Raw genomic sequence first — 14,643 nt, 5'->3', positions numbered from 1 at the left:
TGTCCATGGCGATTGCAAATCACCGGGCCGCTTTTGGCTACGTTTCATCCGCGGGCGCATACCCACCCGCAAGACGCGCGCGCGCATGCTCGATGGCGTGCAAGAGCTTCCGTTCGAGCAATTCGCGTGGCGGCAGCTCCGTCAAGTACCGCGCGACCCGAATGGCACCGTCCGTGAGCTGCAACAGCTCGATCTGTTCTTCGTTTTTGTCCGCGCACAGAATGAGGCCCAATGGAGGGTTTTCGTGCGGCTCACGTTCGTGCTTGTCGAGCCACCGCAAATACAGCTCCATTTGCCCTTTGTCGCTCGCTTCGAAACGGCCAAGCTTCAGCTCGACGGCAACCAATGCGCGCAAAGGACGGTGAAAAAACAACAAATCGAGATAAAAATCATCGGGACCAATGGACATGCGCTTTTGCCGCGCCACAAAAGTAAACCCTTGCCCAAGCTCGAGCAGAAAAGATTCCAGCTCGCGTAAAATGGCCGCTTCCAAGTCGCTTTCGCTGAAATCCGACGGCAACCGGAGAAAGTCCAAAACGTACGGATCGCGAAAAACGAGGTCCGGTGTCATCCGTCCTTCGTTGCCAAGCGTCGTGAGCGATTGCTCGACGACCGCATCGGGATGCTTGGCGATGGCCGTTCGCTCGTAAAGCATGCCGGCGATTTTTGTTTGGAGCATACGTGTGCTCCATCGCTCGGTGCGGCAGAGTTCGAGGTAGAACCGGCGTTTGAGTGGGTCATCGAGCGCGATGATCTCGCGCAGATGGGTCCAGCTCAATTGTCGCCGCAGTGCGGCGACAATCTCTGGATCGGGGAATACTTCGGCAAACTGCATCATCCGGTAGAGACCGCTCTTCTTGAACCCGCGGCCGTACTCGGCCGAGAGAGCCTTGGCAACCGTCGTGATTACCTGTTCGCCGTAGGCGCCGCGTTCGTGGCCCACGACGTCTTGCCGGAGCCGATTTCCGATCTGCCAGTAAAGCCAGATCAGTTCACTGTTGACGGTTTGCGCAACGTGTCCGCGGCTCGCTTCGATGAGCGCACGCAGCTCGCTGACGAGTGTTGTCGGAAGCACAGTCGAGAGGTTGCTCATACGACGTCGTGAGGTCGATACCGCGTCCCGGACAAACGTGCTAGCGAAATCGACGGGGCGAGCTCGGCTGCTTTAGTCTTGCAGAAGGAGGTCGTTCGGTTCGGCATGGCCGCATCGACCGGCCCCTACTGAGATTGTCGCCGCACTGCGGCTACAATTGTGTAGGCATAATCACGACAATTGTGACCGCACTGCGGCTTGTGGCCGCACTGCGGCTACAATTGTGTAGGCATGATCGCATTGATTGTGCACGCACTGCGTGCACAATCTTCGACAGCTTCACGGCCCGCGTCGTGGCGTGTGGCCGAGCGTCACGATCGGCCGCTATTTCTTCAACTTGCCCGCAGCCTTCAACTTCACGAGCTCGCTGTTGCCGCCCACGAGCACTCCGTCGAAAAACACCATCGGAAACGTCGGAAACCCGGCCCAAAGCTTGATGGCAAGGCGCTCCTTCCACTTGGAAAAGTAGCTTCCGTATTCCAGATACGTATACGCGATGCCTTCTTGGTCGAGCAGCCTACGAGCGGCCTTCACGACGGGGTTTTGCGCCATACCAACGACCACGACTGGGTCGCGTGCGACGGTGGCGGCAACTTCGTCGACGATGCCGCGGTGAAAGGACGCAATAATGGCGTGGACTTCGGGGGATACTTTGTCAGCAGCAAGAAGTGGGCGAGTCGTCATGACCGCCGGATATAGTCCACGTGGAACTCGAATGCCATGACGATCCCGAGCCGTAAAGTGGTTGGCACCTTTTGTCTCGCCTTCGTGTACGCTGTACGTATGGCGACCGCGACGCGCGTTTTTCTTGCAGGTGTCTTCAGCCTGGTTTTCGCAGCATGCGGCTCGCCTAGCGGCCACTCGACCGTACCGGACCAACCCCCGTTCGATCGCGACGCCGATGGGACGCCCGTCATCGTTTTGGGCGCCCCAACCCCCACAATGAAGCCGCCCGGTGGAGCCGTCATGGTCGCGGGCGATGATCCGCCTGTCGCCGTCCTGCAAATGGCCCCACCAAACGCCGACGGTGACCTCGCTGCACTCGTACGAGATCCGCGTCAATCGCGCTGGGCGCCTCGGCCGAATGCATCGCTGGTGGTCGAAATCCAAAGCCTCGAGAGGTTACTTGCCGTCACGAAACCGGATGCGAAAGACAGACCGCTCATCCTACGCCGTTTGGCCGAGGACTACGTCGAGCTGAAAAACGCGGCAATTCGTGGCATCGAGCTTGCGCAAGACCCATCACGAGCCCAAGGCGAGATCGCCAAGCTCGAGAAAGTCGCCATCGCTGCGCGTCACAACGCATTCAAATATTACCAAGAGCTGATCCATCAGCATCCGAAACACTGCCAAACAGTCCATCCGACCGATCCCGCCCAGAGTCGAGGATGCCTCGACGACGTGCTCTATTATTATGGCCTCGAGCTCGAGCAGGCCGGCAAACCCGACGAAACGCGGAAGCACTACTTGCACCTCATCCAGTCGTTTCCACAATCCCCATGGGCGCCCTACGCGTATCTCGGCTTCGGTGAATTTTTCTTTTCCGAAGCACAAGCACAAGGGAATCCTAACAAATGGGACTTTGCGCAGAAGACCTACGAAAAAGTAATACAATTCCCGGCTCCGCAAAACGAGGCACTCGGGTTTGCTCATTATCGGCTCGCGCAAATTCACGACCACAAACAAGATTATCCAGAAGCTCTTTCACACCTCCATCATGCGATCGAGTTTTCGATGAAACACGCAGGTCTTCGAAGCTCGGCGCGGCTTGGAGACGCTGCGCGGCGTGGTATCATCCCTGTCTACGCCGCTGCCGGTACGCCGCGCAAGGCTGAGCCAGTTTTCAAGCGCTTGGCGCTCGATCCCCCGGGGACGCACGATCAGCTCGCTTCCATGCTCGATGCCCTGGTGCGAACATACATGCAAGAAAACAAGCCCGCCGAAGCCGCCGAGGTCTGCCAGCATTTTTCTGGCGGTGCGAGCGTGCTGCCATCGTGCAGGTACGTGGCGCCATCGGCGATTCGAGCAGCACCATGAGGGCCACCGAATGCCTATCGCGCAAATTTCTTGCGCAGCGCTCCATTCCCGGATGCAAAAACCCATGACATCGTCTTACTGACCCGATACCATCCCAACTCTCTTCATCTTGGGGCAAGGAGACATCATGCGTTCAATGTGGTTCGTAACGGGGTTGTTGCTCTGCAGCGCAACGGCGATTGCTTCCTGCGCAGCAAGCTCTCAGACCGGTGGCGGCGGCGCTGGCGGTGGTGACGATTGGTGGGGAAATGGCGGCAGCGGGCAGTCATCATCGGGCTCGGGAGGCACCGGAGCCGGAAAAGCGTGCGAAGCCGCCTGCGCCAAGGTGCTCGAATGCGGCGCGATGGAGTGCCCGCCCGAATACCTCGATTGCTCGATGCCGAGCCCGCAAAACGAATGCATTGGGCAATGCGTCCTCAATGCAAACTGCGCGCAAATCTTCTCCATCGACTCGCAGAACCCCGATCCCGAGCTCGTTCAATGCGCCGAGGCATGCCAAAACGGCGGCTCCAGTAGCTCGAGCAGCTCCAGCAGTTCCAGCAGCGCGAGCAGTTCGAGCAGCTCCAGCAGTTCGAGCTCGGGCGGGTCGTGCAGTACATGCTCGCAACTGCTTCTCGCGACGTCGATGGACCCGCCGTGCGCTGCGTCCCAGCCAATCGTCGACGACCTCTTCACGTGCGCGTGCAACAATTTTTGCACGTCGGAATGCGAGGCCATTTGCGTATCGCAGCAAACGCCCCCGCCGGCGTGCTTCAATTGTGCACAAATGTATTGCAACCCCGAACTGACGGCTTGCACGAACGATACGTAATCGCGGCAGCGTCATTCGACCCATTTCGCTCGCTCGGGCGCTCGCGGCAGCGTCACGACGAACGTCGACCCCTCGCCCGGCACGCTCTCCACGGCAATGGCGCCCCCATGCGCCTCGACGATTCGACGCGCAATCCACAGGCCGAGACCAAATCCGCCGAATTGGCTCACCGATACCGCCCGCTCGAATTGACCGAAGATCCGCGATTGATCTTCGGAGGAAATGCCAATGCCACGGTCCCGCACCGAAAACAGGGCTTTCTCATCCATGGTCGCACGAACCTCCACGTCGATGGGCCGTCCTGCACCGTATTTGATTGCATTCGACAAAAGGTTCTCCGCGACCTGTTCGAGCCGCGCACGATCCCACCGGCCCGCCACCGCACCACGTGCATGAAGCCGGATTTCACAACCAGCTCGCACCGCCATCTGCTGCATTCGCTCGACGACGTCACGTACGGTTGCCGTCAAGTCGACGTCCTCGAACGTGAGCACGAGTCGGCCCTGCGTAATTCGAGATACGTCGAGCAAATCATCGATCAGGGCACCGAGACGGCCAGTTTGCCTGATGGCTACTTCGAGCGTTGGTGCAATTTTATTGCTCAATACGGAATCCTTTTGCGCTTTGCGTACCAGGCCTTGAAGCTGGAGCGTGAGCGACGTGAGCGGCGTCTTCAGCTCATGCGACGCAATCGAAAGAAATTCGTCACGCGCGCGAATCGATTCCTCTGCCTCGCGGTAAAGTTGCGCCCGCTGCTCCTCGACTTGCTTTCGTCGCGTAATGTCGCGGAGCACGACGAGGAGCGCCCGGCCACTGTCCCACGGCACGAGCGCGCTCGTCACCTCGACGAAAACGACGGTACCATCGAGCCGAAAGAGCTTGTCTTCGAAGCGGTCGATCCGCCCATGTTCAATTGCATCGAGGACGCGCGCGTGGAAGGCTTCTCGCCGCTGCTCGGGCACCAACTCGACGGTATGCATGCCGAGCAGCGCCTCTGGTTCGGCGCCGACGAGCATCGTCGCGGCGGGATTCGCAAAAAGAATTCGCCGGTCTTCCTGTTTTTCGTTGACGGACAAGACAAACACCGCATCGGGGTTGACCTCCACCAAAATGCGATACCGCTCTTCGGAATCGCGTAGCTTCCGCTCCTTTTCGCGCCGCCGGTCAATTTCGGCCTCGAGAAGCCGGTTGGTCTCCGCAAGCTCCGCCGTGCGCTCCTGCACGTGCCTTTCGAGCTCGCTGCGCGATTCCGCAAGCGCGGCCTCCGCGCGTGTCCGCTCGTGAATCACGGCCCCGAGAACGAGCGTCGTCAGCGTAACGTTGCCAATGAACGCTTGCACGAGGAGCAGGGACGTATTCAGCGAATCGTGTACGAATGGTCCCAAACCATTCATCGTCGCCCACGTGGAAAGACCTGTTACGTTGAGGATGGCCAGCGTGGCTCCTTGTGGTCCGAGGCGCACGCCGGCCCAGACCAAAAAGGGCGTCACGAGGTGGCCGAGCGGATAGCGCTCGGTGGCCAGGGGCAGCGCTCCTCCAATGAAGAGCACTTGGAACGCGATCAGGGTGAGCTGCTGCACGCCGATTTCCAACCAGCGCACGTTTCGCGACTTTTTCGAAAAGGCGAGCACGACCGGCGTCCACACGAGAATGCCCACCGTGTCCCCGATCCACCAAGTAAACCATACTTCAGAGTACCCTTTCGCGGCGAGGAGTGATCCTGCCAACAAGCTCGTGGTGCCGACGGTGGCGCCGAGAGCGCTGGTCAACATGCCGACGAGGGCGAAAGAAACGACGCCGCGTACGTGGCCGAGCGTGTCGCGCGGCGGTGAGGATGCGTAGCGGATCAATCGCGCTGCAAGGAGAGCTTCGAGCAGGCAACCGACGCTGATGGACGCGCCTACGGCGAGGGTCACGGTGGCCTGCAGGTGGCTCGTTGTGTCGAAGAACGTGCGGGTGGTCTCGACGAACGCTCCGAGCAAGATTCCTGGCCAGAGGCGCGTTCCTCGAATCAGCAGCGCTGCGAGGGCGATGCCCGCGGGTGGCCAGAAGGGCGTCACGTTGCCGGGCGTGAGGGTGGCCCATTGATGCCCAATCGCTCCCGCAACCACGTAGATGGCCGCAAGGACCAACACCTCGCCCGGTCGAGCTCGGTCCCGCTGCAACGGCTCCCCCATGCTTGCTCCCCCCACCAGGCGCGCCCGCCTTTTGCATGATGCACCATTCGTGAAACCGCAAAAGTCAACGAAACCGCCCGCACGGACACAATCGAGCGGCCCTCGATCGAGCTCGAGGCCAAAGCTCGGCCCCGGAGCAGGCGAATCCCCCATTTTGCGCGTGGACGACCTCGACGAGGCGTCCGCGCCGCCAATCGCCGGCAAGGTGCACCCACGGGAAGCCATGGACGAGGTCGTCCCGACGCTCGACGACAGCGATCGCATCTTTCGCCATCATCCCAACGATTCTGTGGGCGAACGTTTTTCCTTCGATCCGGAGAGCGCCGACGCTGCCGCGGATCTCGCCGGCGAGCTTGGATCCGATTTCGTCGAAGGCGCGACGCGCGGGCGCGACATGAGCGACGTGATGCTCTCGGAAGAAGAAGAGCTCAGCATGAGCGAGACGCCGTATCTCATTGAAACCATTGGCGAAGAGGGCGAAGAAATGAATTTGCCCGAAGACGAATACGACGAGCTCGAAGCGTCTTCCGAAGGCGAAGAGCTCGATGATGCCGAGGCTTCTTCTTCAGCCGACGCCGAGTACTTCGACCCATCTCCGGATGATTTCGAGGACGTCGAAACGCGTTCCGAAGAGCCCCGCGAAACGCCACCTCGCAGAAGGCGCGCCGGAGCGGCCAGGTAAAACCTCGAGTCGCTCCGGCGTTCGCCTCGCGCGTCTCCGGTTGGCCCTCTTCAGGCGGCTTCTCGCTCGGTCACGCCGCGCATTGTCTTGGCTGCACGTTCGTCCGGCGTGACTTGCGCGATGTCCGAAAGGCTGATGACCCCTTCGAGCCGTCCGCTGTCGTCCACGCACATGATGCGCGATTTGTGCTCGCTTGCCATTCGTTGCTCGGCCATTTGGACATCGTCGCCCGTACGACAGCAGATGGCCTCCTTCGTCATGACGTTGCCGACCGATTCGTTCGACGAGCGGTTTTCGGCGACGAGCCGAATGGCGAGGTCGCGGTCGGTCAGGGTACCGAGGACCCGTTTTTGGTCGTCGCAGACGGGCAGAAAGCCGATGTTTTCATCGCGCATGATGCGAGCGGCTTCTTGGGCCGTCGAGCTTGTCGAAACGAACCGGACGTCCCGTTTCATGATTTCTTCGCAACGCATGTTTCCCCTCCTTGCGATAATGACCGTCCCGAACGCAAACCCAATGCCCCAAGGCTGTGCGCGTCCTGCACGGACGGGCAGCGAGGTAACGCCGAGGCTGCAATGAACAGGCGAGCAGGCTCGACGTGAGCGAACCGTCCAGGTTGCTCGGAGACGCACAAAAGTTTGTCCAACTCGTATGAACATCGAGGTTTATCCGGGAACAAGGCTGTACCGAGCAAACACTTTGTGCTCAAACGATGTCGCTCCGACGCCGGGCCTACCACGTCCAGCGGATCCGTGTCCATACGAAGTGTCGCGTTTTTGAAGCGATTTTGGTATGTTTTCCCACGGACTCGGCGACGAACGCGGGTTGGACTCCGTCCGTACGGGCAAACAGCAAAGCTCGTTTGTCGGTCCAACAAATGATGCTAGGACAACCCCATGCCTAGAAGAACTGAGCCTGATCCGTATGCTTCAAAAATTGGCGCACGACTCCGCGAGCTGCGCCTCGAACGAAACATGTCCTTGGCAGAGCTCGCTGATGCGGCCGAACTGTCGAAGGGGCACCTTTCCAGCGTCGAGCATGGTCTCGCCGCCATTACCATCCAAACCATCTCCCGCTTGGCCAAGGGGCTTGGTCTGCCGCCCCTTTACCTGCTCGCGTCCCCGACGGACGACGAGCGGGACCATGTTGCCGAGCTCGTACGCAAGCTCCCCTCGAACGAGGTCGTGAAGCTGCGGCGCGAGCTGACCAAGGCTGCCAAAGAAGCTGCCAAGGCTGCCAAGTCGCAGCCGGCCCGTGCCAGCAGGTAGTGACGAACCACCGAGGACTACCTCGGTACCTTCTGCTCCCTTCCTTCCACACCTTCCAAGCAGAGTAGCATCCCGATCCTTGCTCCCAGCAAGCGACGTCCCCCATTCTTGCAGCTCGCGCTTCCACCGCCGCGGCGCGATCGTCACGCCCAACGCGTTTTTCGTGCCAAACGACTGGTTCACCATCGTCTTTCGACGGCGTCGGGCAATCCCGAGCGACCTGCATGACCATTTCGATCACTTGCTGCCCGTGCTCTACGCAGCGTCACTGCATCGAGGGTGTTCATTGCTTCAAAATTCCACGCGTTGCTTGCTCCAATTACGTTCATCGCATGCGTCGCCGTTGACAACCGAACGAAAATCGAGATAATAACCGTTCGCGCGATTCGCTCCGTGCCTGGATCAAGCCGTGCATTCGCAGGCCCTCCGCGCATGCAAGCGAATCGATCACGCTCGTCTTGCTTTTAGAACATCCGGCTTCGCCGGTGGAGGTCCACGCCCATGAACATGTCGCGTTCCAAGTTCATTTCGTTGTTTCTGGCCCTGACGACGCTGCTCCTCAGCGCGGCTTCGTTCGGCGGCGACTTCACTCACACGGGTTCCGGCATACGCGTCAAGACGGTTCTCATCGTCGACGTCAACGTGTATTCGATCAGCCACTTCATGCAGCAGCTCCCGTCCTCGAAATCGAAGCGGGCGGTCATCGACATGGAGACGAACAAGAAGTTCGAGTGCAAGATGCTTCGCGACCTCGAAGGCGAAAAGCTCAAGGCGGCGCTCCGCGATGCGTACGCCATGAACGGATATTCGGATCAAGCGAAGATTGGCAAGATCTTGAACGCGTTCAAGGGTGACCTCAAGGAAGGCCAACGCTTCTCCATCAAGTACGACAACGACAAGAAGGCAACGACGTTCGTCGTCGATGGCCAAGGCTCGGTCACCGTGGAAGGCGTCGACTTCATGAAAGCGACGTGGAGCATTTGGTTCGGCAAAATCGATCAGCCGAAGCTCGGCGACCAGCTCATCAGCAAGATTCCTGGCTGACACGAACCCTTGCAGGAGAAAAGACCATGAAAGTACGCACCAAGGTAAAGGCTGGCAGCAATCCCTTGTACTCAGGAGCGGCAGCGTAGCTCGATGAAAGTACGCACCAAAGTAAAAGCTGGGCCGGTGGTAGCCAGTAACCCCTTGTACCAAGGGGCTTAGAGCCTCTCATCCAACTCGTACCAGGTAAGCTTGGGGAGTTGCTTGATTTCTCGGCGCTCGCGGGGGGTCCCACTGTCCGAGCCCGCGGAGCGGGCGAGTTTGGGGGGCACCGCGCGTGCCGAGAAATCGAGCACTTCCCAAGCACAGCCAACGCAGATGGTAACTACGCCTGCGGCGTGAAAACGACGCGCACGCATCCGTCCTGTTTGTCCCGGAATGCTTCGTACGCGCCTTGCCCATCTTCCAAACGAGCAACTTGCGTGATCAAGTGACTCGGATCGAGCCTTCCGCTCTTGATGTCCTGGAGAATGCGCGGGATGTACTTTTGCCCGTGCTGCTGCCCCATGCGCAAGGTCAAACCTTTGTTCATGGCTGCGCCCATGGGGAACTTGTCGATGAATCCACCGTACACGCCCATGATGGACACCGTGCCACCTTTGCGGCACGCGCGGATTGCTTGACGTAATGCGGTCGGCCGATCCGTTTCGAGCCGCACGGCTTGTTTGACGCGGTCGTACGCGTAATCGATGCCCACGCCATGCGCCTCCATGCCGACCGCATCGATGCATGCATCCGGCCCGCGGCCGCCCGTCATGTCTCGCAAAGCTTCGTAAACGTCGACTTCTTCGTAATCGAGCACCTCGGCGCCGCAATACTTGTTGGCCATCTCGAGCCTGTCGGGAAAGCGGTCGATGCCGATGACGCGCGATGCGCCCAAAAGGTACGCGCATCGAATGGCCATCTGTCCGACGCCGCCACATCCCCACACGGCCACGACGTCACCCGCGCGGATATCGCACAGATCGGCGCCCATGTACCCCGTGGGTATGGCGTCCGATGCGAACACGACCTTTTCATCCGGCAACCCTTCGGGCACTTCGAACGCGTTTTCATCGGCAAATGGCACTCGGATGTATTCCGCATGACTGCCCGCATATCCACCAAAGGCATGCGAATACCCATAAATGCCGGCCGTTGCGAACCCGTACACCTTGTCTTCGATTTCTGGATGCGGGTTCGAATTGTCGCAAAGCGACCACAGCTCGCTCTGGCAAAAATAGCAGTGACCGCAGCCAATGATCGACGCGACGACGACGCGCATTCCGGGACGGAGCTTTTTCACGTCGCTCGCGACCTCCACGACTTCGCCCACGAATTCGTGACCGATGATGTCACCTTGTTTCATCGTGGGCACATAGCCATTGAAGAGGTGCAAATCCGACCCACACACGCTCGACATGGTCACGCGCACGATGGCGTCGTGCGGGCCGAGAAATTGCGGATCGGGCACGTTTTCCACGCCAACTTTACCGACTCCCTGATAACAGAGCGCTTTCATGAATCCCCCTAAAATCTCGAATCAGTCGAGCGCGGCGCTGACCGCTCGGCCATGGCCCATGGGTTGCCCTTCGACCGTCACGACTTCGCCCGCTTCGAGCAGCATTTTGAGACGCCTCATGACGGCGCGGAGCTGCGTATCGGGGTCGTCGCCCGCAATGGCCATGAGGAGCCGGTGCAGAGCTTTGCGTTCACGCTTGACGTCGAATGCCACTTTGAGCTCGGTGCCCCGTCCCCCAGGCGCCTCGTCGAGAAGAATGGTCAGCCGCTGCCGCGAATCCATCGCGTGATGCAGGAGGATGGCGCGACTTTGTTCGTCGTAATCGATGAACATTTCCCAAGGTTTGACCGCTTCGTCGCGCGCCGTCGCGCGAAATTGACCCCCGCCCAGGTCTTCGATGGCGGCGATATGCGTCGCGAATCGGGGGATGTTTTGCGGATTTCGCAGAAATTGGTAAACTTCCGTCGGCGGCCGCGCGATGGTCACCGCACTTTCGACGCGCATCAAATCATCCATTCCGTGTCTCGATGGCGGCAGCCGAGGCTCCCGGCCAAGCGCGGGTCGCGAGCTGACATCCAATGCAGCATACGCCGGACAATAGCCACGCGCTCCACGCATGGCGAAAAAGCTTCCCGTCGCTCCAGCGAGGAGACCTAGCCACCCTCGGCGTTTCAGCGCTGTGGCCAAGAGCGCCGCACCGAATACGGCCGAAGCCCACCTTTCCTTGACGCCTACATTGAGCATTCTTTTGCGGCGAGCGCGCTCGGGAATTGCATGCAATTCATCGTTGTTCCGTGCATGATGCATCGGCTTGGCCCCCTTCCGTGATGAGTCGGAGCGCGTAATGCAAAGATAGGGCCCATCGTGCCGAGCGGTCTGTGCGAATAGGACGGGGGGGCAAATCAATGCATTGCTGTGACCGCCCACGAGGGATCACGTTTTGCTACGAGCGTCGGCGTCCCCGACGTTTGCCGGACGAGCGTCGTCGAAGCGTTTCGTCGCTGCCTGCACGCTCGGACGCGGGGACGATTGGGAGGAAATTCGAATGAATCACAGCGGCATCAAAGCGATGAAGCGGACGTGGCGACCGATTCGAAACGGAGCATTCATTTTCGGACTGGCGATGGCCGTCGGCGCTTGTCAACGCGGCGAAGTGGAGGAGGGCGTTCCTGCCGCACCGACGACGCCCGACACAATGGATGAAGGAGCCACCACCCCGATCCGTGACGTCGATTCGATCATCGATGCGCCGAATCGAAGTGCGAACCTCAATCGTCAAGCCGAGCTGACGAATACCTCGGTTCAACGAGTAGCGAACGACCGGGTATTTTGGGTCGGTACCGCCACCGATCGCGCCATACCCGTCTACCTCGAAGACGAAGCTCGCCGCTCGTTGCCCGAGGACCAGCCGAAACTCGCCATGGGCGATCGCGTCACGCTCATCGGCGAAATCCGGCGGATGCCGAGCAAAGAGGACCTCCAGAGCAAGTGGAACCTGACGGCAGAGGACGCCGAGCAAGTCAGCGGCGCACAGGTTTACGTCCACGCCACGCGCATCACGCGCGTCGCGGAGCCAACGCCTGGCGAGCCTGCTGGACAGCCGGAACAACCCGAGGGACAACCGGCGCAACCGGAAGGACAGCCGGGACAACCGCCTGGGCAAAATCAACCGGGACAACCTGGCGAATTCCGGCCGGGTCAACCGGGCCAGCGCCAACCGGCGCCTTCGGGAGAATTGCAGCCCGATACGCCTCGATCCTGGTTCCTCGGACGAATCCTCATCCCGGTGCCCGGACAACCCGATGCCGAGGAAGACAGCCAGGCCCCCGGACAAGCTCATTTCGAGTCACCCGGACAATCACAGGTTTCTGGGCAAGCGCATTTCGAGTCACCCGAACAAGCCCCAGCACCTGGACAAGCTTCTTTCGAGGCGCCCGAACAAGCCCCAGCACCTGGACAAGCTTCTTTCGAGGCGCCCGAACAAGCCCCGGCACCTGGACAGGCTTCTTTCGAGGCGCCCGAACAAGAACCTGAACAAGTCCACCAAGGTGACTGATTCGGCTCCTGCCCCGTGATGGTTCGTCGTGCACGATGCGGCAAAGCATCGAACATGATGCGGCCATGCCAAACTGTCCCCCATCCCCCCGTCTCATTCTCACCACGCGTATGCACGTCGAAGGCGCCAAGCGCCTGCTCGTTGGAGGCTCGTTTTGTTCAACCGATCGATGCCGCGCCCGTTTTTCTTGGGCACCCGACGCAGCTCAAAACTGTAACTTCATTCCCACGGACCCAGGTCCCACGAAAAATTCGGGACTCGGCGCAGCCGCTACGTCTTGACGCACCAATACACTTTTCTTGGCAAACATCCCGCCAAGAAACATCGCCGCGCCGCCAGCTTGGATGAGCCCATCGAGGACGAAAAGCGCGCTGCCAACGCCGCTCGAATTTCCTGAACGGGGATTGGTATCGAAATTCCCCGCGCCCGCGACGATGAATGGTCCAATCACGGGAACGAGCAGCGCCCCGTACGGAGCGTTGTCCGCGTCGATATTCATGACGCCCGCATAAGCCGACCCCAGGTAAAACACGCCAAAAATAACGGCTCCTGCAATCACGAGCCCCTTACGGACATGCTTGTCGGGCTTGTACCCCGGAGGAACGGGATCGCCCTCCTTGTACGAAAGCACATCCGGCTGTTTCTGCGGCGGCGACCCATACGCCCCCGGAGGGTACCCATACGGTGGCGGATACGGCTGCCCCGGCTGCGCGTACGGATACGGATACGGGTACGGGTACGCGGGCTGACCCGCCGGCGGTGGTGGCTGCTGATACCCAGGCGGCGGCTGCTGATACCCGGGCGGCGGCTGTGGATACCCGGGCGGTGGCTGTGGATACCCGGGCGGTGGCGGCTGTGGATACCCTGGCGGCGGAGGCTGAGCTCCCGGCGGCGGAGGCGGCGGTGCAGCCGGCTGGGCCGATGCTACGAGCGGCGTGCCAAACGAAAGTACGCTCAGCGAAAGGGCCACCACGTGTCCTGCCGTTCTCCTCCGCGGCTTCGTGAAATCCGAACGCATCGTCCCTCCACCCTTGAAATCGAGCACAAGACCGCTCATCCCGTCATTCTATCCCATCTTCGGACGCTTTGGAAATACTTTACCCGACGTAATGCAGCTGATGCAATGCATCATTTCGACAACCCGTTGGCGCGCCTTCGAGCTCCCCTCTACCAAAAACTTTGCCTTCCCTCTTCTTTCGCCTACAAACGACGCCCCGAGGAGCCAAAGCACATGAACATTCGCACCGAACGCGTTGAAATCCCCGTGGCCGATGGCACGACGATGAGCGGATACCTCGTACTTCCCGAAGGCAACGAGCGTCGTCCCGGTATTTTGATTCTACAAGAAATCTTTGGCGTCAATGATCACATCAAAAGTGTTGCCGAACGGTACGCGCGCGAAGGGTACGTGACGTTTGCGCCGGACCTGTTTCATCGCCAAGTGCCCGATTACATCGGGTCGTACGACGACATCATGGCCAGCATTCAACTCGCCATGAAGTACGGCGCGGCCCAAAGCGAGGCAGATGTTCGTGCGGCAGCGGACTACCTGCGCAACCATCCAGCCGTCAACGGACGCCTCGGATGCCTTGGATTCTGCATGGGTGGACGCTTGTCATTCGTGACGAACGGCGTAGTCAAGCTCGATGCGGCCATTTCGTTTTACGGCAACATCGCACCGGACAAACTATCGTATGCGGAAACGCTCTCCGGCCCGATGATGCTGATCTGGGCGGGCAAAGATGCGCACATTCCGCGCGCATCGCAAGTCGAAACCGTCGAAACGCTGCGCAAGCTGGGCAAGCCCTACATCAATGTCGAGTTTTCCGAACAGAACCACGGGTTTTTCTGCGACGCTCGGAGCGATTACGACGCAGGTGCCGCTCGCCAAGCCTGGGCGCTCACGACGGCATTTCTCGCGGAAAATTTGAAATAGCCAACGAAGATCCCATTGCGGGCAAATCCTCGCTCCAA

The 14,643-nt window shown here is 60.0% G+C and carries 14 protein-coding genes; 7 read left to right on the top strand and 7 right to left on the bottom strand.

Going from position 1 to position 14,643, the window contains the following annotated elements:
* Positions 1-37: 37 nt before the first annotated feature.
* Both IPM54_08415 and IPM54_08410 read right to left on the bottom strand, forming a co-directional pair.
* Positions 38-1,093 carry a DUF1016 family protein gene (locus IPM54_08415; protein ID MBK9259847.1) on the bottom strand — a complete coding sequence of 352 codons (1,056 nt, stop codon included), beginning with the start codon at positions 1,091-1,093 and terminating at the stop codon, positions 38-40.
* Positions 1,094-1,417: 324 nt separating this feature from the next.
* Complete coding sequence (locus IPM54_08410) at positions 1,418-1,777, bottom strand: glutaredoxin (GenBank protein MBK9259846.1); 360 nt, start codon at positions 1,775-1,777, stop codon at positions 1,418-1,420.
* Between the two features lie 36 nt (positions 1,778-1,813).
* On the opposite strand from IPM54_08410, the gene IPM54_08405 reads away from it, so the two are divergent.
* A complete protein-coding gene (locus IPM54_08405; protein ID MBK9259845.1) occupies positions 1,814-3,130 on the top strand; it encodes a hypothetical protein in 1,317 nt (438 codons plus the stop codon).
* 127 nt (positions 3,131-3,257) lie between these two features.
* The gene (locus IPM54_08400; protein ID MBK9259844.1) at positions 3,258-3,941 is read left to right on the top strand and encodes a hypothetical protein; all 684 of its coding nucleotides are present in this window, start codon (positions 3,258-3,260) and stop codon (positions 3,939-3,941) included.
* 11 nt (positions 3,942-3,952) lie between these two features.
* Here IPM54_08400 and IPM54_08395 read toward each other — a convergent pair whose 3' ends face one another.
* Positions 3,953-6,118: an MASE1 domain-containing protein gene (locus tag IPM54_08395; protein ID MBK9259843.1), complete on the bottom strand. Its 2,166-nt coding sequence runs from the start codon at positions 6,116-6,118 to the stop codon at positions 3,953-3,955.
* 49 nt (positions 6,119-6,167) lie between these two features.
* Here IPM54_08395 and IPM54_08390 point away from each other — a divergent pair, with 49 nt between their 5' ends.
* The gene (locus IPM54_08390; GenBank protein ID MBK9259842.1) at positions 6,168-6,800 is read left to right on the top strand and encodes a hypothetical protein; all 633 of its coding nucleotides are present in this window, start codon (positions 6,168-6,170) and stop codon (positions 6,798-6,800) included.
* Positions 6,801-6,850: 50 nt separating this feature from the next.
* Here the strand turns inward: IPM54_08390 and IPM54_08385 are convergent, their stop codons facing one another.
* Positions 6,851-7,273, bottom strand: a complete 423-nt coding sequence (locus IPM54_08385) for a CBS domain-containing protein (GenBank protein ID MBK9259841.1) — start codon at positions 7,271-7,273, stop codon at positions 6,851-6,853.
* 423 nt (positions 7,274-7,696) lie between these two features.
* Here IPM54_08385 and IPM54_08380 point away from each other — a divergent pair, with 423 nt between their 5' ends.
* Both IPM54_08380 and IPM54_08375 read left to right on the top strand, forming a co-directional pair.
* Entirely contained in the window at positions 7,697-8,068 is a 372-nt protein-coding gene (locus IPM54_08380) for a helix-turn-helix transcriptional regulator (protein MBK9259840.1), read from the top strand.
* A 501-nt stretch (positions 8,069-8,569) separates the two neighbouring features.
* Positions 8,570-9,112: a chalcone isomerase family protein gene (locus IPM54_08375; protein MBK9259839.1), complete on the top strand. Its 543-nt coding sequence runs from the start codon at positions 8,570-8,572 to the stop codon at positions 9,110-9,112.
* A 325-nt stretch (positions 9,113-9,437) separates the two neighbouring features.
* On the opposite strand, the gene IPM54_08370 is transcribed toward IPM54_08375, so the two are convergent.
* Both IPM54_08370 and IPM54_08365 read right to left on the bottom strand, forming a co-directional pair.
* Complete coding sequence (locus IPM54_08370) at positions 9,438-10,613, bottom strand: glutathione-dependent formaldehyde dehydrogenase (protein MBK9259838.1); 1,176 nt, start codon at positions 10,611-10,613, stop codon at positions 9,438-9,440.
* Between the two features lie 21 nt (positions 10,614-10,634).
* Positions 10,635-11,420 (bottom strand): DUF2892 domain-containing protein, encoded by a 786-nt coding sequence (locus tag IPM54_08365; protein MBK9259837.1) that lies wholly within the window; start codon positions 11,418-11,420, stop codon positions 10,635-10,637.
* Between the two features lie 238 nt (positions 11,421-11,658).
* Between IPM54_08365 and IPM54_08360 the strand changes: the two genes are divergently transcribed.
* Positions 11,659-12,669 (top strand): hypothetical protein, encoded by a 1,011-nt coding sequence (locus IPM54_08360; protein ID MBK9259836.1) that lies wholly within the window; start codon positions 11,659-11,661, stop codon positions 12,667-12,669.
* A gap of 205 nt (positions 12,670-12,874) precedes the next feature.
* Here IPM54_08360 and IPM54_08355 read toward each other — a convergent pair whose 3' ends face one another.
* Positions 12,875-13,726 carry a hypothetical protein gene (locus IPM54_08355; GenBank protein MBK9259835.1) on the bottom strand — a complete coding sequence of 284 codons (852 nt, stop codon included), beginning with the start codon at positions 13,724-13,726 and terminating at the stop codon, positions 12,875-12,877.
* Between the two features lie 174 nt (positions 13,727-13,900).
* Here IPM54_08355 and IPM54_08350 point away from each other — a divergent pair, with 174 nt between their 5' ends.
* Complete coding sequence (locus tag IPM54_08350; GenBank protein MBK9259834.1) at positions 13,901-14,605, top strand: dienelactone hydrolase family protein; 705 nt, start codon at positions 13,901-13,903, stop codon at positions 14,603-14,605.
* The last annotated feature ends 38 nt before the right edge of the window (positions 14,606-14,643 follow it).

The organism is Polyangiaceae bacterium (genome assembly GCA_016715885.1).
Classification (GTDB): domain Bacteria; phylum Myxococcota_A; class Polyangia; order Polyangiales; family Polyangiaceae; genus Polyangium.
The sequence above is the reverse complement of the archived record's forward strand: the minus strand, read 5'-3'. Positions and strand labels throughout refer to the sequence as shown.